At 62.2% G+C, this 19520-nt stretch carries 19 protein-coding genes; 10 read left to right on the top strand and 9 right to left on the bottom strand.

Annotated elements, in window-relative coordinates; genetic code table 11:
* Positions 1–11 precede the first annotated feature (11 nt).
* Positions 12–824: a septum site-determining protein MinD gene (gene minD, locus MA04_RS09515; protein WP_014994241.1), complete on the top strand. Its 813-nt coding sequence runs from the start codon at positions 12–14 to the stop codon at positions 822–824.
* Positions 825–827: 3 nt separating this feature from the next.
* Positions 828–1088: a cell division topological specificity factor MinE gene (gene minE / locus MA04_RS09510; RefSeq protein ID WP_014994240.1), complete on the top strand. Its 261-nt coding sequence runs from the start codon at positions 828–830 to the stop codon at positions 1086–1088.
* A gap of 360 nt (positions 1089–1448) precedes the next feature.
* Here the strand turns inward: minE and MA04_RS09505 are convergent, their stop codons facing one another.
* The 6 genes from MA04_RS09505 to MA04_RS09480 all read right to left on the bottom strand — a co-directional run bounded on the left by MA04_RS09505 (position 1449) and on the right by MA04_RS09480 (position 7417).
* Complete coding sequence (locus MA04_RS09505) at positions 1449–2243, bottom strand: 3-hydroxybutyrate dehydrogenase (RefSeq protein WP_262460239.1); 795 nt, start codon at positions 2241–2243, stop codon at positions 1449–1451.
* Between the two features lie 32 nt (positions 2244–2275).
* Positions 2276–3514, bottom strand: a complete 1239-nt coding sequence (locus tag MA04_RS09500; RefSeq protein ID WP_262460238.1) for a branched-chain amino acid ABC transporter permease — start codon at positions 3512–3514, stop codon at positions 2276–2278.
* A 10-nt stretch (positions 3515–3524) separates the two neighbouring features.
* Complete coding sequence (locus tag MA04_RS09495) at positions 3525–4586, bottom strand: branched-chain amino acid ABC transporter permease (RefSeq protein ID WP_262460237.1); 1062 nt, start codon at positions 4584–4586, stop codon at positions 3525–3527.
* Between the two features lie 12 nt (positions 4587–4598).
* Positions 4599–5324, bottom strand: a complete 726-nt coding sequence (locus MA04_RS09490; RefSeq protein ID WP_262460236.1) for an ABC transporter ATP-binding protein — start codon at positions 5322–5324, stop codon at positions 4599–4601.
* A complete protein-coding gene (locus MA04_RS09485; RefSeq protein WP_262460234.1) occupies positions 5321–6100 on the bottom strand; it encodes an ABC transporter ATP-binding protein in 780 nt (259 codons plus the stop codon). Before MA04_RS09485 ends, MA04_RS09490 begins: the two co-directional genes overlap by 4 nt.
* Before the next feature lie 90 nt (positions 6101–6190).
* Entirely contained in the window at positions 6191–7417 is a 1227-nt protein-coding gene (locus MA04_RS09480) for a substrate-binding domain-containing protein (RefSeq protein ID WP_262460233.1), read from the bottom strand.
* Between the two features lie 387 nt (positions 7418–7804).
* On the opposite strand from MA04_RS09480, the gene MA04_RS09475 reads away from it, so the two are divergent.
* The 8 genes from MA04_RS09475 (at position 7805) to MA04_RS09440 (ending at position 16615) form a co-directional block, all read left to right on the top strand.
* A complete protein-coding gene (locus MA04_RS09475) occupies positions 7805–8431 on the top strand; it encodes a TetR/AcrR family transcriptional regulator (protein ID WP_262460232.1) in 627 nt (208 codons plus the stop codon).
* Complete coding sequence (locus tag MA04_RS09470; RefSeq protein WP_262460231.1) at positions 8428–9186, top strand: enoyl-CoA hydratase/isomerase family protein; 759 nt, start codon at positions 8428–8430, stop codon at positions 9184–9186. Before MA04_RS09475 ends, MA04_RS09470 begins: the two co-directional genes overlap by 4 nt.
* 112 nt (positions 9187–9298) lie before the next feature.
* Positions 9299–11770, top strand: a complete 2472-nt coding sequence (locus tag MA04_RS09465) for an NHL repeat-containing protein (RefSeq protein ID WP_262460230.1) — start codon at positions 9299–9301, stop codon at positions 11768–11770.
* A gap of 75 nt (positions 11771–11845) precedes the next feature.
* Positions 11846–13363, top strand: a complete 1518-nt coding sequence (locus tag MA04_RS09460) for an acyl-CoA synthetase (RefSeq protein WP_262460229.1) — start codon at positions 11846–11848, stop codon at positions 13361–13363.
* Complete coding sequence (locus MA04_RS09455; protein WP_262460228.1) at positions 13350–13736, top strand: MaoC/PaaZ C-terminal domain-containing protein; 387 nt, start codon at positions 13350–13352, stop codon at positions 13734–13736. Before MA04_RS09460 ends, MA04_RS09455 begins: the two co-directional genes overlap by 14 nt.
* Entirely contained in the window at positions 13733–14116 is a 384-nt protein-coding gene (locus tag MA04_RS09450) for a hypothetical protein (protein WP_262460227.1), read from the top strand. The genes MA04_RS09455 and MA04_RS09450 overlap by 4 nt, the downstream gene beginning before the upstream one ends.
* Complete coding sequence (locus MA04_RS09445; protein ID WP_262460226.1) at positions 14110–15099, top strand: alpha/beta hydrolase; 990 nt, start codon at positions 14110–14112, stop codon at positions 15097–15099. The genes MA04_RS09450 and MA04_RS09445 overlap by 7 nt, the downstream gene beginning before the upstream one ends.
* A gap of 247 nt (positions 15100–15346) precedes the next feature.
* Complete coding sequence (locus tag MA04_RS09440) at positions 15347–16615, top strand: DUF1835 domain-containing protein (protein ID WP_262460225.1); 1269 nt, start codon at positions 15347–15349, stop codon at positions 16613–16615.
* A gap of 192 nt (positions 16616–16807) precedes the next feature.
* Here the strand turns inward: MA04_RS09440 and MA04_RS09435 are convergent, their stop codons facing one another.
* From MA04_RS09435 to MA04_RS09425, 3 genes are read right to left on the bottom strand one after another with little or no spacing between them, the layout of a single operon-like run.
* Entirely contained in the window at positions 16808–17698 is an 891-nt protein-coding gene (locus tag MA04_RS09435; RefSeq protein WP_262460224.1) for an alpha/beta fold hydrolase, read from the bottom strand.
* Positions 17695–17964 (bottom strand): acylphosphatase, encoded by a 270-nt coding sequence (locus tag MA04_RS09430; RefSeq protein ID WP_262460223.1) that lies wholly within the window; start codon positions 17962–17964, stop codon positions 17695–17697. Before MA04_RS09430 ends, MA04_RS09435 begins: the two co-directional genes overlap by 4 nt.
* Complete coding sequence (locus tag MA04_RS09425) at positions 17961–19280, bottom strand: YihY family inner membrane protein (protein WP_262460222.1); 1320 nt, start codon at positions 19278–19280, stop codon at positions 17961–17963. The genes MA04_RS09430 and MA04_RS09425 overlap by 4 nt, the downstream gene beginning before the upstream one ends.
* Positions 19281–19520: the final 240 nt, after the last annotated feature.

Below are 19520 nucleotides of genomic sequence, written 5' to 3'. Positions count from 1 at the left end.
GAGAAGAGATCGTGACAAAAATCGTGGTCGTGACATCCGGCAAGGGAGGAGTGGGCAAGACCACCACCAGCGCCGCCCTGGCAACCGGTCTCGCCATGCGTGGCCATAAAACCACGGTAATCGATTTTGATGTGGGGCTGCGGAATCTGGACCTGATCATGGGTTGCGAGCGCCGCGTGGTTTACGACCTGGTCAACGTGATCAACGGTGACGCCAACCTCAAGCAGGGTCTGATCAAGGACAAACGGGTGGAAAACCTGTTCATCCTGCCCGCCTCCCAGACTCGCGACAAGGACGCTCTGAGCCAGGAAGGCGTGGAGAAAGTGCTCAACGGCCTGCGTGACATGGAAATGGAATACGTGATCTGCGACAGCCCGGCGGGGATCGAAAAAGGCGCTCTGATGGCCGCTTATTTCGCCGACGAAGCGATCGTGGTGACCAACCCCGAAGTGTCCAGTGTGCGCGACTCCGACCGCATCCTGGGGATTCTCTCCAGCAAGACCCGCAAGGCCGAACTGGGCGAAGGCGACATTCCCGCCCGGCTGCTGCTGACCCGCTACTCTCCGGAACGGGTGGAGCGCGGAGAAATGCTGTCCGTGGAGGACGTGCAGGAAATTCTCGCCGTGGACCTGCTCGGCGTGATTCCTGAATCCCAGGCCGTGCTCAACGCCAGTAACTCCGGCGCGCCGGTAATCCTGGATCTGGAATCCGATGCTGGTCTGGCTTACGCCGATGCCGTGGCGCGGTTCATTGGCGAGGAACGCCCCCACCGCTTCCTCACCGCCGCCAAAAAAGGATTGTTTGGACGACTGTTCGGAGGCTAAATCATGGGCATCTTCAGTTACTTGCTGCCTAAGAAGCAGAACACCGCCTCCACCGCCAAGGAGCGGCTGCAAATCATCGTTGCCCGCGAACGCAGCGGACGCGGCGGTCCCGACTACCTGCCACAACTGCAGGAAGAACTGCTGGCCGTGGTGCGCAAATACGTCCCGGTGAGCCCGGAGGCGGTGAATGTGCAAGTGGACCGGGAGTCCGGCTGTGAGGTTCTGGAACTGAACATCACCCTGCCGGAGGGCGAGGACGATTGATCGCCATCGCCGAACCTTGACACACTGTCCTTTTGCACAGTATCTTTGCGGTTCGGCGAGCCCCCTTCAGATTCCCTTCTGTGACCCCTTGAAGGCCTGATCGATCTCCAGGTTCCACGGATGGAACCGGGCTCCCGTTAAGGCAGGGAATAGTCAATAGGGAACAGTGAATAGTTCGCGAGAAAAGCGTGCGGGCTCTGAGAGTATGTGGCCCGCGCTTAAACGTGAGCCCTGTTTCCAGGCGCATTAAAACAAAGAGGCCGCACCCATCATTTGGGCGCGGCCTCTTTGCTTTCAGCTTCCAGCCGGCGCATCTCGCGCAGCTATTCACTGTTCCCTATTCACTATTCCCTGCTTCTCTCATCCCATATGCCACCCATGGCTGACCACCACGGACTGGCCGGTGAGCGCCGCCGAGGGGAAGGCCGCCAGGTGCAGGGCCAGTTCCGCCACGTCGTCCACGGTGGTGAATTGGCCGTCCACGGTGTTCTTGAGCATGACGTTGCGGATCACTTCATCCTCGGAGATGCCGAGTTCTTTCGCCTGCTCCGGGATCTGTTTATCCACCAGCGGCGTGCGCACGAAGCCGGGACAGATGATGTTGCTGCGCACACCGTGGGCAGCGCCCTCCTTCGCCACCGAGCGGCACAGGCCAAGCAGGGCGTGCTTGGCGGCCACATAGGGCGCTTTCAGCGGTGAGGCTTCCAGTGAATGCACCGACCCCATGTACAGCATGGTGCCACCACCGCTGGCGTACATGGCCCGCAGCGCCTCACGGGTGAGCAGAAAGGCGCCATCCAGATGCACCGCCATGACCTTGCGCCAATTGGCGAAGGACAACTGATCCAGCGGGTCGATGTGTTGAATGCCCGCGTTGGCGAACGCCACGTCCAGACCGCCCCAGGCCGTCACCACGGCGCTGACGCCGTCGCTGACCGCCGCTTCGTCGGTGACATCCATGGTCACCGCCATGGCCTCGCCGCCGGTGGCCCGAATCGCCGCCGCCGTTTCCCCGGCACTGTCACTGTCCAGGTCGGCCACCGCCACCCGCGCCCCTTCCCGGGCATAGCGCTCGGCGATGCCCCGGCCAATGCCGCGAGCGGCGCCGGTGATCAACGCCACCTTGCCGTGCAGACGTCCCGCTTGCTCTCCCATTCCGCTACTCTCCTGTCCTACTGCTTTCCGGTTCATGACACCACCGGGCCGTCCTTGCCCTTGTTGCCGCTTTCCTGCTCGCCGGCCGCCGTGGTGTCATCGCCGTTGCCCTGTTTCCGCGATGACGACCGCCCTGCCCACAACCGTAACTGACCGACGATGCCGGCGGGGAAAAAGTATACGCTGAGCACGAACAGCAGGCCGAACCACAGCAACCAGCGCTCCGGCCCCACCAGCTCCGCCAGCAGCGAGCCTGGCTCCAGACCGCCGCCCAGCCACTTGAGCACATCCTGCAGATAATTCTGCGCCAACAGGAACAATACCGCGCCCACCACCGAGCCATACAGTGTGCCCATGCCACCGATCACGCACATCAGCAGAATGAACACCATCAGCTCGAAATTAAGCGTGTTCTCCGGATTCACATAGCGGTTGATCAGCGCGAACAACACGCCGGCCAGCGTCGCCAGCAAAGCGGAGATGATCACCACCGCGGTGCGGTAAAACACGGTCCGGTAACCGAGCGCCTGGGCACGGAATTCATTCTCCCGAATCGCCTGCAGCACGCGCCCGAACGGAGAGTTCACCAAGCGCAGCAGGAACAGAAACACGCCAACAGTGACAAAGAAAGTAATGTAATACATCAGATCCCGGCCAGTGATGCGCGCCTTGAACACCGACTCCCGCCATACCTCACCAAGATTTCCCGGATCGGTGAACAACCCGGTCAGGAAAGTAGTGATACTGAAACCGCGCAGCTCACCATCAAAAGGTTTGAAGGCCGGGCCCAGTTCACGCGGCACCCGCACTCGCAGCCCATCCTCACCGCCGGTGATGTGATAAAGCTGCGTCACCAGACTGAGGAACGCGAACGCCACCGCCAGCGTCACCAGCGCGAAGAAGATCGCCTTCACCCGCAACGACAACAATCCCAATAACAATGCCAACAGCAGGCTGACCAGCAAGGAGGCGCCCAGACCGATAAAGATCGGAGCAAAGCCTTTACCCATGGCGTCCATGGTCATCGCCACGCCATAGGCGCCAATGCCGAAAAACATGGTATGGGCAAAGGACACAATGTGGGTGTATCCCAACATCAAATCGTAGGACGCCACCACGATCACGAACACGCAGATCATGCCCAGGGTGGAAAACGCCCGGGTGCCGGGGAACAGGAACGGCCCCAGCGCCAGACACAGGAACATCAACAGCAGCACCACGGTGAGCGGACGGCTGCGCGGATAATCTCCGGAAAGCAAGGTCTTCAGCATGTCTCTCTCCTCACACCTTGATGACCGGAATCAGGCCCTGGGGCCGCCACATCAGCACCGCCACCATCAGACCGACGGTGGCCACCGCCGCCAGCCGTGGCTCCAGATAACCGACATAGAGATTGATCAGGCCCACCAGCACGGCGCCGTAAAAACAGCCACGCACCGAACCCAGACCACCGAGAATGATCACCACGATCACCGAGATCATCAGTTCCTCACCCATGTGCGCGGTGATGATTTCCCGGTACATGGCCCACATGGCACCACCGATGCCAGCCAGGGCGGAACCCGCCACGAACACCGCCAGGAACAGCAGACGGATACGGTAGCCGTGCACTTCCACCATCTCCCGGTTTTCCACTCCGGCACGGATCAGAATGCCCAGGCGGGTACGGTCGATTACCCACAACATCAGCGCGTACACCCCCAGCCCCAGGATCACCGCCAGCAGGCGATATTTTTCCAGGGCGATGCCGCCAATAATGGGAATGGCATCGCTGATCAACAGCGCGCCGCGCAGCGCTTCCGGCCGCGGCACCGGGATCTCATTGGAGCCCCAGATCACCTGCAGCAGCTCCATGACGATGATGGAGCCCCCCACGGTCACCAGGATCTGCTTGAGGTGATCGCCATAAACCGGACGGATCACCAGCCGCTCGAACAACACGCCGAGCAGCCCCGCCACCACCAGCGCGAACAGCAGCGCCGGAATCACCGCCAGCAGATTGACCCACAGCGAGCCACTGGTGTAGTCGTTCAGCCACATGGTGAGCACGGTGGCGCCGGCGAAGGCGCCGAGGGAAATAAAGGAACCGTGGGCCAGATTCAATACGTTCATCAAGCCGAAGGTCAGGGTCATGCCGGAAGCCATCAGAAACAGCATGGCGCCCATGGCCAGGCCGCTCAAGGTGAGCACCGCCCAGGTGGAGGAAGGCATCAGAAACAGCGGGATCACCACCATGATCAGCAACAGGAACAGGTGCGGTTTGTCCTGCCGGAAGGCGCGCAGCCTCTCCCACCACGACCTGTTGCCGGTGTCGGCATCAAAAATATCTTGAGGAGCGGACATGCTCTGTTCTCCTTATTGGTGCGCGCCCAGGCCGAGGCCCAGCAGTTCATGCTGCAGGTCCTCGTCCCCGGCGAGTTCCGCCATGGTGCCCCGGTGCACGATATGTCCGTCACTCATCACCGCCACGGACTGGCCAAGGCGCCGGGAAAAATTGAAGTTCTGTTCCACCAGCAGGATCGATACTTGCTGCTGTTTGAGTTGTTCGAAAGCATCGGCCAGATCGTTGATAATGGCTGGTGCCAGCCCTTTGGTGGGTTCGTCCACCAGCAACAAATCACGCGGTTCGATCACTGCCCGGGCGATCGCCAGCATTTGTTTCTGCCCACCGGAAAGATTACCGGCGGCGCGATTCCAGAATTTTTTCAACGGTGGAAACACTTCAAAAATCCAGTCCAGGCGCTGCTCGTCCATGGCACCACTGACCGCCGCCAGGACCATGTTTTCCCGCACCGTGAGCTGACCAAAGATGCCCATGTTTTCCGGTACGAAAGCAATGCCGCCACGGGCGATGGCCGGCGTTGCCGTGCCGCCAATGTCACGTCCCTGAAAACGCACCTGCCCTTTGGTCAGGGTGGTCAGGCCCATGATGGTGCGCAGCGTGGTGCTTTTACCGGCACCGTTACGTCCCAGCAGTACGGTCAGCTCCCCCGCCGGCACATCCAGATCGACACCATGCAGAATGTGATATTGGTCGATGTCCGCGTAGACATCCCGCAGAGACAGAATCGGCTCGCTCATGCGCTCTCCTCCGCTTCCGCCGCCACACCCAGATAGGCTTCCTGCACGATCGGCGAGGCGATCACCTCGGTGGGCTCGCCATCCGCCACCAACTCACCGTTGTGCAACACCACGATGCGATCCGCCAGGGAGCGCACCACATCCATCTTGTGTTCCACCAGCAGCACTACTTTATCTTCACGCTGTTTGATCTGGGCGATCAGATCCAGGATCACCGGCACTTCGTCCACACTCATGCCGGCGGTGGGCTCATCGAACATGAACACGGTGGGCTCCAACGCCAGCATCAGAGCCACTTCCAGCTTGCGCTGGTCGCCGTGGGATAAATTGGCCACCGCGTCATCGGCGCGGTGCAGCATGTTGACCTGGCGCAGATACTCGGCGGCGCGGTCGGAGATATCACGGCGCTTCGACGCCATCTGCCAGAATACATGACCGATACGGTGACGCGACGCCACCGCCAGGCGCACGTTTTCCAGAGCGCTGAGATCGGGAAACAGATTGGTGAGCTGAAACGCGCGCCCCAACCCTTTGTCCGCCCGGGCGGCCACGCCCAGATCGGTGATGTCTTCGCCAAACAAATGGACACTGCCGGCGCTGGCCCGCAGTTGCCCTGAAATCAGATTGAACCAGGTGGTTTTACCCGCCCCGTTGGGACCGACGATGGCGGTCAGGGTGCCCGCCTGGAAGGCGCAGGACACCCGATTCACCGCCACGTGACCACCAAACTGGATGGTCAGGTCGCGGGTTTCGAGAACGGCGGTTGGTGACGCCATGACAACTTCCCCGTAGGCAAACTCAAACCGTGGAGACGAGGCTCCGCGAGCTCCGCGGACGGCGTGCCGGAACACGCCGCCCGCAGCTGATCAGCGCTGATTGCGCAGCGGAATCTTCATTTCGTCCATGGAGATTACCCGTACCAGCACCGGCACGCCGGCGGTGACGGTACGATCCGCGAACCAGTCGTCACGCTCTTGCGATTCGATACGGAAGTGGTACATGGCCTGCATCGCCTGATGATCTTCCGGGCGGAAGGTCATCTTGCCCTTGGGCGTGTCGAAGCTGAGTCCTTCCATGGCCTCGATCAGGTCCTCGCTGTCGGTGGACCCTTCGGTCTTGCGCAGCGCGGCGGTGATCGCCATGGCCTGGGCGAAGCCCTGGGCGGTGAAGAAATCCGGTGCCGCGTTGAAACGCTTGAAGTGTTCCTTCACGAACCAGTCGTTGATCTCGTTTTTCGGGGACTCGAAGTAATAGAAGCCGGCGCCTTCCATGCCGGGAAAGGCGGAATAGCCTGCCAGAGCGGCCAGAATGTTACCGCCGGTGGCCAGCTTGATGTCGTAACGTTCCGGATGCAGATCCTGAATACGGCCGAGCGGATTGGCACTGCCCGCCCAGATGGCGAAGATGTACTTGCCTTTGTCGCAACCATCAGGATCCTTCAACGCGGTGAACAAACGCTGAGCGGCGGCGGTGAAATCGGTGGTGTCCAGGGGCAGGTATTCCTCATGCACCACTTTGCCGCCGGCGGAGGTCATCGCTTCCTTGTAGGCGGCGACGCCATCGCGGCCAAAGGCGTAATCCTGGGCGATGGTGGCCACGCAGACACCGGGTTGCCCCAGCGCCACCGCGTTGGAGACCGCATCCTGTGAGGAATTGCGCCCCACCCGGAACACATAGCGGTTCCAGTCTTCACCGGTGATGGCGTCGGCGACCCCTTCCGGCATGATGATGCGCTCGTATTCCTCGGCGATCGGCAAGGTGGCCAGAGCCACGCCGGAGGCCACCGGCCCCACCACGATGCTGACATCATCCTCGGCATAGGCTTCCTCCACCAGGGAGCGGGCCCGGGCGGGGTCGTTCTGGGTGTCTTTATCGATGATCTCGATCTTGCGGCCGGCCACTTCCATGGTGCCGTCGGTGGCGTATTCAAAGCCCATGCGCATGCCGTCACCCAATTGCTTGGCGTAGGCGGAAAGCGGCCCGGAGAATCCGGTGACGTGGGCGATGCGGACACTGTCATCGGCTTGCGCGACAGCGGAAAACGACAGGGTACCCAGGGTGAACGCCGATACGGCGAGCAGACGCTGCTTCATGTTACCTCTCCCTTTCTATCTTCATCGTCTGCTCGGCAGCGCGATGAGTGGGCTTGTTGTTCGGTTGTTGTCATTGGGTCGAGAACCGTCCCGGCACGGCCGGACGGCGTGGCACCTCGCCTGGTCAAAACAGAGCGAACTGCATTGGTCACAATATGACAACTGAATCAGGTTTCTTCAAGCATCGAAATGGAGACAAATTTCATTATTTCGTCTACCAAGCGACTCCCAGCCCTCTCAGATAACCAATAAAACCCTATAAAACAGCCATCAAAAGCGATCATCAAGAAATCCTTCCAAGCACGGTTCAACTTGACACTGCATTGCTTCGGTCGTAATTTTTCTGACTACTGATTCAGTTTTCAAATAACAAAACAGGATTTGCCCATGAGTTCCGCCGCCAAGGACATCTCTCCCAGCGCCCCGAAAACCGCCCGTGGTGCCCGCACCCGTGCCCGGATTCTGAAAGCCGCCGAGGACACCTTTGGCACTCTTGGCTATCACCGCGCCGGCATCAGTGACATCACCCGCGCCGCCGGCGTCGCCCAGGGCACGCTGTATTGCTATTTCTCCGGCAAGGAGGAAATCCTGCGTGAACTGGTACGCGACATGGGACATAAAGTGCGGGCCCACCTGGCCGCCAGTGTGATCGGCGCCCGCGACCGGCTGCAGGCGGAGGAGCTGGGTCTGCGCGCCTTCCTCGAATACGTCAGCGCCAACCCTTCGCTGTATCGGGTCCTGCAGGAAGCGCAATTCGTCGATGAAGCGATCTTCCGCGAATATTACGAGGCGTTCGGCCGGGGCTACATGCGCATGCTGGCCGACGCCACCCGCAAGGGTGAAGTGCGGCCCGGCAATGATGAGATCCGGGTCTGGGCCTTGATGGGCCTGTCCAACTTTCTCGGCCTGCGCTTCGCCCTGTGGGACCAGGACCACTCCTTCGACGAGGTCGTCACCACCATATCCGATCTGTTCCGCAACGGGCTGGCCCTGGACGGCAAGGAGAAAGCATGAGCGAGTTGGTGCTTTATCAGAACCAGGACGGCCTGGTGCGGCTCACCCTCAACCGCCCGGAGCGGCATAACGCCCTGGTGCCGGAATTGCTGGATGCCCTCGCCGATGCCCTGGCCCGTGCCCATGGCGAAGCCCCCAGGGCATTGCTGCTGGACGCCAACGGCCGTTCCTTTTCCACCGGCGGTGACGTGGCCGGCTTCTATCACACGCCGCGAGAACAGCGCCGCGATTACGCCCACCACGTGGTGGGACGCCTCAACGACGTCATCCTGGCTCTGCTGACGCTGCCCTGCCCCACCGTGGTGGCGGTGCACGGCACCGTGACCGGTGGTTCCCTCGGTCTGGTACTGGGCTGCGACATCGCCGTGGCCGGACCGCGCGCCAACTTCGCGCCCTGGTACACCGTGGTGGGCTACAGCCCGGACGGCGGCTGGACCGCGCTGATGCCGGAGCGTATCGGCCGCGCCCGCGCCCTCGACATCCAGTTGCTCAACCGGCGAGTGAGCGCCGAGGAAGCGCACCGCATCGGTCTGGTACAGCACTTGGTGAACGAGGGCGAGGAGCTGGATCAGGCGCTCGCGCTGGCACGGCAGTTGTGCCGGGCGCAGCCGTCCAGCGTCCGTCACACCCTGGCACTGACGCGGCCAGATCCACACCGGGTGCGCGCCGCCCTGGATGACGAGCGCCAGCATTTTCTGGAACAGATCGACAGCGACGAAGCGGACAGCGGTATGGCCGCCTTCCTCGCCCGCTGATACAGAAACCGCAAAAAGCAGAACCGCCCTAGCAGTAAGAGCGAGCGAGCGAGTGAGCGAGCCTGTTCACGGTCTCTATCAGGGCATAACAACAACAATCGGGAGAACCCAAATGACCATAAACACCCTGCTATACCGGCTTGGCCAGGCCGCGCTGATCAGCGCCCTGCCCCTGTCGGCCAGCGCCTTCCAGACCTTCGCCGATGAAGATCGTTCGGCGGAGTTGAGCAGCGAGCCGGCGCACCAACGCTATCAATTCAATACCCCCACCACCGTTACTTACGACCGCGACACCGTCGCCCTGGGCGCCGCCCAGACCCGCGTTTACGTGGCGGACATGGGCGACTACAAGATCCGCGTGCTCAATCTCAACGGCGCCTCCATCGGTACCCTGGACGACGCCGACCAGACCCTGGCGGCGGATAGCCCGGCCAGCGCCGTTCCGGATATCCGCGCGCCGCTGGGCATCGCCTTTCTGTCGAAAAGCGAAGCGGATGACGATCGCCTGGCCGGTCTTTACGTCAATGATGTGGGCCGTCAGCAGGTGCATTTTTTCCGCACCGTTGCCGGCAACGCCGACAATTTTGAATACGTCACCTCCATCGGCCAGCCCGGTCACGGTGGCGGCGCCGATCTGTATTTGCCGCGCAACATGACGATCACCCCGCAGGGGTTCATCTACATCTCCGATGAATTCAACCATCGCATCAAGGCGTTCAGCATCGACCCGGACAACAACTATCAGGTCAACCTGATCCAGACCGTCGGCTGGCAGGACGGCAGCGGCCAGTACGTCGGCGCCGGGCCGATCCTGCGCGGCGTGGATAAAAACTACGGCACCGATTCCACCAACTACGACGACTACGCCGGCGAACCGGAAAAACGCGACGGCTTCCGCATTCCCCAGGGCATGACCTACTACCAGTCACCGGACAATGGCGCCACCTATCTTTACGTGGCCGACAACGGCAACAATCGCATCAAGATTTTCCGGGTCAATACCGCCACCGGCCAATTAACCCTGGACGACATGCTCGGGCGCATCCGCGATGACGACGGCAACGCCGATCACCTGAAACGCCCCCGTGGCGTGCGCACCGACCTGCAGGGCAACCTGTATGTGGCGGACACCTACAACGGCCGCATCCTGCGCTTCCCCAATCTGGCCGCCACTACCGATGCCAATCCGGTGAAGTACCGCAGTAGCGGCAGCGCCGACGCTCAGGCCACCTGGGTCTACGGCCATCTGGGCATTCATCAGGTGGAAATGCGCGCCCCCACCACCGCCGCCAATGAAGATGCCGCCTTCCAGTTACCCAACGATCTGGTGCCGGTGATCGATGCCAACGGCAATTTCCACCGCGAGGATATCTGGTCCTGGGGTTACTTTTTCAGTAACGCCCGCGTACATCTGGTCAGCGACAGCGGCAACAACCGCATCAAGAAATGCTGGACCAATTCCGCCGGCACCACCCTGCTGCGCTGTTCCGTTTCCGCTGGCGTCGGCGGTGAGAGCACCCACGAATTCTGGGGGCACCCGCGTACACTCGCCGGACAACTGCACTCCGCCAGCGGCATGGCGTGGCTCGGCAGCAAGAATCGCCTGCTGGTGAGCGATACGCCCAACACCCGCATCAACATGTACGATGGCAGCGGCAACTTCCTGGGCCGTTTCCCCGGTACCAACATCAGCTATGGGGTCACCGGCATCGCCACCTTCAACGACAGCAACCACGGCGAAATGGTGGCCGTTCTGGTGGGCGCCGACGCCACCCTGCCCTGGCCCTACACCGGTGACGCCAGCGTTCGTATTTACGACGCCGACGGCAACCTGGAAGAGCTGTTCAATCTGAGCTACCGCACCGGCGGCCTGTCAGCGCCGCGCATCGCCCTGACCTCCAGCAACATCAATTATCCGGTATCGATCTCGGTACGCGGCAGCGGCGACCAGCACGAACTGTATATCACCAGCTTCGCCAACTACGCCTGGCGTTTCGATTACGACAGCGGCAGCAGCACGCTGAACCGGATCTGGTACGCCGGCGGCGTCGACAGCAGCAAAGGCAGTGACCTGGGCGACAACTGGAGTCTCGGCCCGGCGTTTTTCGACCAGGGCGCGCCCGGCACCTTCGATCAGATCGGCGGCGTGCTGGCCTTGTCCGACCGCATCTACGTCACCGACCGGCGCAACCAGCGCATCCAGGCTCTGTCCCCGGCCAACGGCGGCCTGCTCGGGCAAGTGGGCGTCGGCGGCGGCACCTATGACCACCCGGAAGACCTGGAAGCGGACCGGCTGTTCCTCCCCGCCGGCCTGGCCTACGACGCGCAACAGGACAGCCTGCTGGTGGCCGATGGCTTCAACATGGTGGCGCGGGCCTGGGATAACCCGGACGACAGCACCCCGGACGGTAACGGCGTGATCCGCCCGAACTATCTGGGCCATTGGCTGGACCGCTCTCTGGGCAGCCGCCCCGGCGGCCTGTTCGACGCCGAACAGGTGGCCGTGGGTGACGGCTCGGTATTCGTGTTCTCACTGATCAGCAACCGTGTCACCCGCTTCAGTTGGTCGGAACTGAACCCGTAACAAAGGCGTGGGAACGGGACCCTGATCGCGAACGTCCGGGTCCCGTGCCCATGGAACAAGAAACCGGAGGCATCGATGGAAATGTTCGACCTGCTGGCCCAACGCGCCCGGGTAACCCCGGACCGGCTGGCACTGGAAGATCTGCACAACGGCGAACGCTACAACTACGCGCAGCTCAACGAACGGGCGGCGCGGCTGGCGGCGGCGGCCCGTCAGCATTGGGGGTTACGGGAAGGCGACCGGCTCGCCTGGCTCGGCCACAGCCGCGCGGAATTCTTCGCCATGCTGTACGGCTGCGCCAAGGCCGGCCTGATTCTGGTGCCGCTGAATTGGCGTCTGGCGGTGCCGGAGCTGGAAGTCCTGATGGCCGATTGCCAGCCCGGAGCCTTGATCTTCGGTGACGAACTGGCCGACGCGGCCCGCGCCCTGGGAGGCACCTTCACCGACCTGACGCTGGTGGCGCTGGATCAGCCGGTCGGCTCGGAGCGCCACTATCACCAGGATCTTCAACAGGTGGCCCCGGATCTCGGCGCGCACCCGGAAAAGAGTCCGGACACGCCCTGGTACCTGCTCTACACCTCCGGCACCACCGGCCGGCCCAAGGGCGTGGTGCAAACGTTTCGCATGATGCTGGCCAACTACCTGAACATCGGTCTGGCGGTGAATCTCACCGGCGAGGACGTGCTGCTCAACGTGCTGCCGCTGTTCCACACCGCCGGCATCAATCTCTATTCCAGCGCGGTGTTTTTTGTTGGCGGCGCCGTGCTGGTGGCGCGTAACTTCGAGCCGCAACAGGCACTCGAAATATTGGAACAGCGGGCGACGATTTTCTTTGGCGTGCCGGCGGTGTACCAGGCGCTGCTGGAGCAACCGGGATTCAGCGGCGAACGGCTGCGCCGGGTACGTTCCTGGGGTTGCGGCGGCGCCCCGCTGTCCCTGCCCGTGGCACAGAGCTATGTGGAGCACGGCATTCATGTGCGCACCGGCATGGGCATGACTGAAACCGGCCCCACCGTGTTTTTGCTCGATGAAGACAAAGTGATTGAAAAAATCGGCTCCGTGGGCCGCCCGCAATTGCTGACCGAAGTCCGCATCGTCGACCGTGACGGCCGTGACGTGCCCGATGGCGAAGCCGGCGAGCTGCTGATCCGTGGCCCCAACATCACTCCCGGTTACTGGAACCGGCCCGATGCCACCGCCGAGGCCATCGAAGCCGACGGCTGGCTGCACAGCGGCGACGTCGCCCGGCGCGACGACGACGGCTTCTATTACATCGTCGACCGCTGGAAAGACATGTACATCTCCGGCGGCGAAAACGTCTATCCCGCCGAAGTGGAAAAAGCACTTGAACAACATCCGGCCATCGCCGAGGTAGCGGTGGTGGGCATCGCCGACGAGCGCTGGGGCGAAGTGGGCAAGGCCTGCTATGTACTGCGCCCGGACAGCCGCGTCGACGAGGACACCTTGCGCGCCCACTGCCGTGAGCGGCTGGCCGGCTACAAGGTTCCCAAGGTTTTCCAGTGCCTGCCGGCACTGCCCCGTAACGCCCTGGGCAAAGTCACCAAACAGGAGCTGCGCAATGGCGCTGAATAAAGCACGGCTGGAGCAGGCCGTGACCTTGTCCCAACAGGACTTTGATGATTTCGCCGAGATCAGCGGCGATCACAATCCCATCCATGTGGATCCCCAGTACGCCTCGGTAACCCGCTTCGGCGCCACCGTTTCCCACGGCATGCTGTTGTTTTCCCATCTGCGCGCGCTGATCGCCCGGTCCTGGCCCGGCGCTACCCTGTCCATGCAGGAACTGATGTTCCCCGCCCCCGCCTACGCCGGCGAGGCATTGACGGTGATCGTCGAAGCGCAGCAACAGGACGCCTTATTCACCACCCGCGTGGTCAAGGCCGACGGCAGCATCTGCCTGGAAGGTCGCGCCCGCATTCACATCGCCGAGGAGAACACCCCGTGAGCGAGACCCTGACCCGTTTTCACGCCCTGAAGGTTGGCGATCAGGCCACTGTCTCCCGTCATTTCAGCGGCGGGGACCTGAGCCGCTGGTGCGCGCTGGTCAACTTCCCCGAGGCCCGGTGCGCCACCGTGCCGGAACCGCTCATCGCCGGCCTGTTTTCCTATTTGCTTGGCGAGGAGTTACCCGGCCACGGCACCAACTATCTCAAGCAAAGTCTGCACTTCGAACAGAACGCCGATGTGGGCGAAGCGCTCACCGCCAAGGTCACCGTGACCCGCCTGCGCGCCGACAAGGCACTGGTGAATCTGGCCACCGAATGCACCGGCGCCAATGGCCGGATGATCTGTTCCGGCGAAGCCCTGGTGCTGTTTCAATGTTGAAAGGAATGCTGAGCAAGACCCTTCACCCCGGTCTGTTGCCCTGGCTCACCCGACTCAACCATCTGATCGAAGAACAACGCCGCAAGGGCATCGAAGCCACCCCCGCCATGGTCCGCGACAGCCTGGCCGGGATGACCGAAACCCTGGTCACGCGTATCCCCGACATCGCCGGAGTGCGCGATCTGGTGGTGGATGCGGACGGACACGCCATCACGGTGCGCGCCTACGATCCGGCCCCGGGCCAGCGCAAGCCGGTGTGTTTGTTCTTTCACGGCGGCGGCCACATGGCCGGCAGTGTCCAGGTGTACGATCCGATCTGCCGCAAACTGGCCGAGGCCAGCGGTCACCTGCTGCTGTCGGTGGAATACCGGCTGACACCGGAGCACCCCTACCCGGCGGGTCTGGAGGACTGCCTGGCGGTGACACGCGGGCTCTATCCGCTGCTGTCCCGGGAAGGTTATCCGGTGCAACGGTCACTGACCCTGGCCGGGGACTCCGGCGGCGGCGCTTTGGCCGCCACGCTGTCCGTCCTGCTGCAGGACGATAAGGAACATCGCCCGCAACGCCAGGTACTGATCTACCCGAGTCTGGATTACACCCTGGATCAGCCTTCATTGCAGGAAAACAGCCACGGCTATTTGTTGGAAACACCGCGTATCGAATGGTATGTGGACCATTACTTCCAGCACGGCGAGGATCGGCGCGCCCATTCTCCGCTGTACATGCCCATGGGCACGGGCATGCCGGAGACCCTGATGATCACCGCCGGTCTGTGCCCGCTGCGCGATGAAGGCCTGCGCTACCTCGACCGGCTGAGTGAAGCCGGCATCCCTCATCAGCATGTGCATTTCCCGGACATGATTCACGCTTATCTGAATCTGGAGGATCTGGTGCCGGAGGCCTGCGCGGAAACTTACCGGTGTATCGGTGAATTCCTGGGGCGGGCCAGACGCCTGAAAAACACCCCGTCATCCCGGGCTTGACCCGTACGTCATCCCGGGCTTGACCCGGGATCTCCCTCTACAGGGCGCATGGCTTCGTAGAAGGAGATGCCGGATCAAGTCCGGCATGACGTTTCTCAGAGGCGCCTTAAGCGTCTGGCGTCAATCGCCCGACTCCATTGGTAAAACTTGTGAAAACATGACCGTTCCGACCGGTATGCATATTGACCGTTTGCCACGCCGATTTATGGTAGAGAAACCGGTTTGAAGAATGTCCAGGGACCATGACATGTCTTCTGCAGTACCCGCTCCATCCAGCCCTTTTGTTCACGGCCATCTGACGCAGGAAAGACAGGAACGCCGCGCCCGTAATCTGCTGCGCGGTGCCCGGCGGCATCACAGTCCGGCGGTGTTGCGGCTGGCCGCGCGCCGCCGTTCACAACGCCAGCCGTTCACACTGGCCGATGCCCGGCGAGCCATTGCCCGGGAGCAGGGTTTCCCGGATTGGGCGTCACAGAGCCACCACATTCGCGAGCTGGAACACAGCCAACCGCTCTACGGCCTCAGCCCCGATGGCGATGAAGCCACCCTGCATCTGTGCGGCGCCATGGACCTGACCCCGCGTCTGCGCGAGGCCGGCTTCGTCGGTGAAATACTGAGCCTGGCGGATCCATACAGCCTCGGCCCCCTGCGTAACGAACCGATACCGCTGTTCCGGCGGCGGCGCAGCCGTTTTCTGGCCAATCTGCGGCAACAGGACTGGCAACGGGTGGCGCGGGAACAGCAAGACATTCAAGACCGGCTGGCGGAAGCCGCGCGGGGCCGGCGGGTGGTATTGTGGTTCCAGCACGACAGCCAGGACCAACTGATTCTGGCCCGGCTGCTGCACCAGTTCAGCCATAATTCCAACGGCGGTCCGCTGCAATTGATCGCGGTGGAATCGGTGCCGGGAGTCAAGCGTTTCCGCTGCCTCACCCAACTGGCGCCCTTTGTCCTCAACTGGTTGTGGCAGCGACGGCGCACGGTCAGTGCCGCGCAGCTGTCGCTCGGCGAAGCGGCCTGGCGCGCGGTGACCGCCAATCATCCCGAAGCGCTTTACCACCTGTCCCGGCACACTACCTCGGCGCTGCCCATGCTCGGCCGGGCCCTGCGCCGTCACCTGCTGGAACTGCCGGATCCGGCCACCGGCCTGGGACTGAGCGAGCAATTGGCGGCGCAACTGGTGGCGGAACGCGGGCCGATTTCCATACGCGGGGTGTATAACGCCCTGCAAGAGGAACGCGAACCGCTCCCCTATTTGTCACCTCAAATGTTTCGCTGGGTATTGAAACCCCTGCTGGAAGGCGAGCGGGCGCTGCTGGAATATCACCGCACCCCCGGGCGCCCCTGGGATGAAGGCCTGCTGGATGTCACCCATGCCGGCCATGGCGTCCTCAGCGGCTACCGCAACTGGCTGGACAGCCGCCCGCCCATACGCTGGGTGGGCGGCATCCCCATCGACGGCACCCACGCCTGCTGGTGCATTGACAAGAGCAGTGGACAACCAAGACAGCGCTGAAAAAGCAATTAAGAGTGAACAGGGAATAGTTAACAGAGAAAAAAACCAAAACAGGCCTAGCCGCTGTGGGAGCTTGCCTGCAAGCGAATGGGGTTTGCTCGGGCGCTTGGCAATATTCGCTTGCAGGCAAGCTCCCACAGAAAGCGCATGGACCGCATTTTTTTGTTTTTCGCTTTAACTATTCACTGTTCCCTATTCACTCTTAACTGCCTTTTTTTCTTCTTTTCGAATGTGCTCCACCAACAGCTCCGCCACGGCGTCCGGTTGTTGCAGGTGCAGGAAGTGGCCGGCGTCGGCCAGGGTTTTGACGTGGAGGCCTTCCGGGAAGTCCCCGGGATAGATGGTGTGGTCCAACAGGCGCGGGCTCATGCAGCCGTCGCTTTCGCCCAGCAACACCTGGGTCGGAACCCGGGTCTCTCCCAACAGTGTTTTGCTGGCCTGACGCAGGTCCCGGCGCCAGAGCCGGGGCAAGTGCCGGTACCAGCCCAGGGCGGCGGACAAGACGCCGGGTTGGGCCAGCGTGTGCTTGGCCTGCTCCAGGTAGCGACCGGCTTCCCAACCCGGCGACCAGCGCCGCCACAGGGTGGCGACACCGTCCAGGTCGTTGCGGTTGAGCCAGGTCTCCGCCGCCAGCGGCAGTTGGAAAAACGGAATATAGGCACTCAATCCCAATTGTTCCGGCACCCGCAGCAGCGCCTGGGGCAAACGCTTCAAAGGCGGTATCGCCAGCGCGGAAAAAGAGCTGAAGGTTTCCGGGTAGCGGGCACAGGCCAGGTAGCCCAGCACCGCGCCCCAATCGTGGCCGACCAGATGCACACGCCCGCCCAGTTGATCGGTGAAGGCCATCAGATCCTCCAGCGCGGCGGTCAACGCATAGTCACCGCTGCCGGGCTGACAGGAAGGAGCATAGCCGCGTAATGCCGGGGCCACCGCGGTATAACCGGCGCGCGCCAGCCGCTGCATGATATCGGCCCAATTCTCATGGGTGTCCGGAAAGCCATGCAGCAACAATACCGGCTCGCCGTCACCGGTCAGCAGCGCCGGAAAGCGCAGATCGCCATTCACCAGTTCAACCTGTTTCACCGGGATACCTCGAAGTCCTCGTAACCCCTTGGGCTGCGTTCGGTTTGCGTCACATCGGTGACCCGCGCGCGGGTCGGGCCACGGCGCATCCAGGCCAGCAAGGCGCTGACCGCTTCCTCGCTACCCTCCAGCCAGGCCTCCACGCCTCCATCCTCGAGATTGCGGACCCAGCCCACCACGCCACACCGGCGGGCTTCATCACAGGTGCTGGCACGAAAAAGCACGCCCTGAACGCGGCCGCGCACCACCACTTGACGGGCAATCATGATCGTTCATCCTCTTTTCGATGACCGGCCCCCTCATCACTGAGGTCGGGATCGGGGCCGGTTTCCGACAACTGATTCTCGAACAGCGTTTCCAGGGGAAACGACAAGGGCTCACGCATGCCTTCGCGCGCCTGATCGCATCGTGCCTTGAGCACCGTTTCCCAGGGCTCCAGCCCCTGGGCATTGACGCTCAGTTGCTGCTCGCTGGTCCAGGGTAACATGGCGAGCAGCTCCGCCAGGGTCAACGAACGTAAATCTCCGCTCAGCATGTAACCGCCTTCATCGGTGCGGCGCATCAATCCACGATCCTCCAGCAGATTGCGGAATTCATCCCAATGGGTGACGCCGGCTTCCCGCAGTACGCGCTGCACCTCATTATGACGTAGCACTTCCCCGTTACGTTGCCGTGTCCACAGCACGCACAGCAATCGCAGCAGCGACTGGGTGCGCGGCACCCGGCGCCGAAACTCCTCGAACACCACCAGGCCGCGCACCAGCTCGGCGCCGGCGAGAACGATGATCCAGGAAATATAAATCCACAACAGAAACACCGGCACCATGGCGAAGGCACCATAGATGACCTGATAGCTGGGCACCTGCCGGATGAAGAACGCGAACCCGCCCTTGGCCAGTTCAAACGCCAAGGCCGCCAGCAAGGCACCGAGCATGCCCTGACGAATCGGTACCGAGGTGTTCGGCACCACGATATACAGCAACGAGAGTAAACCGGTGGTCATCACCACCGGCAAGGCGCGCAGCCAGAAACGATCGCCGCCCAGATACGCCACGGTATCGGTAACCAGGGAAACGGAAGTGAGATAGGAACTGATACCCAGGCCGGCGCCCAGCAGGATCGGGCCCAGCGACAACACCGCCCAGTACATCATCAGGCTGGTCAGCCCCTTGCGCGGCTTGCCGATACGCCAGATCCGGTTCAAGGACTGCTCTATGGTGCGCAACATCAACACCGAGGTCACCACCAGGAACAAGGCGCCCACAACGGTGAGGTTGGTGGCCTGCCGGGAGAAGCCTTCCAGGTGGCGAAGAATCTGGTCACCGGCGGACGGCACGAAATACTGAAACGCCCACTGACGAATCGCCAATCCCCGTTCATTGAGCGCCGGAATCGCCGATATCACGGTGAACATCACCGTCATCACCGGAACGATGGCGAACAAGGTGGTATAGGTGAGCGCCGCCGCCGATGACAGGCAGCCGTCCTCGACGAACTGGCGCCGCAGTAAGCGCAGAAACGCCACCAGCGACTGCATGCGCACACGAAAGGGAATCAGCGGTGTCTCGCCCTTGTCCGTCATCGGTTTTTTCCTGTTGTGCATCCGCTTATCGCGGTCCAGGCAGCTTCCCACAGACCTGACTAAGAAGCCGCTGTGGGAGCTTGCCTGCAAGCGAATTGTGCTTTCGGCCCCAACAGATTCGCTTGCAGGCAAGCTCCCACAGCGGCTCCGTGGCCATCTCACCGAGGCAGGTTGGCTATGGACAATGCATGATTCGCAGACCAAGCCCCAGCGTCATCAAAATCTGTGGAACACCAGTGG

Origin of the sequence: Alloalcanivorax balearicus MACL04, assembly GCF_025532145.1 — a bacterium.
GTDB classification, from domain to species: Bacteria; Pseudomonadota; Gammaproteobacteria; order Pseudomonadales; family Alcanivoracaceae; genus Alloalcanivorax; species Alloalcanivorax balearicus.
Note: the sequence above shows the minus strand (reverse complement) of the source record. Positions and strands in the feature narration are given on the sequence as shown.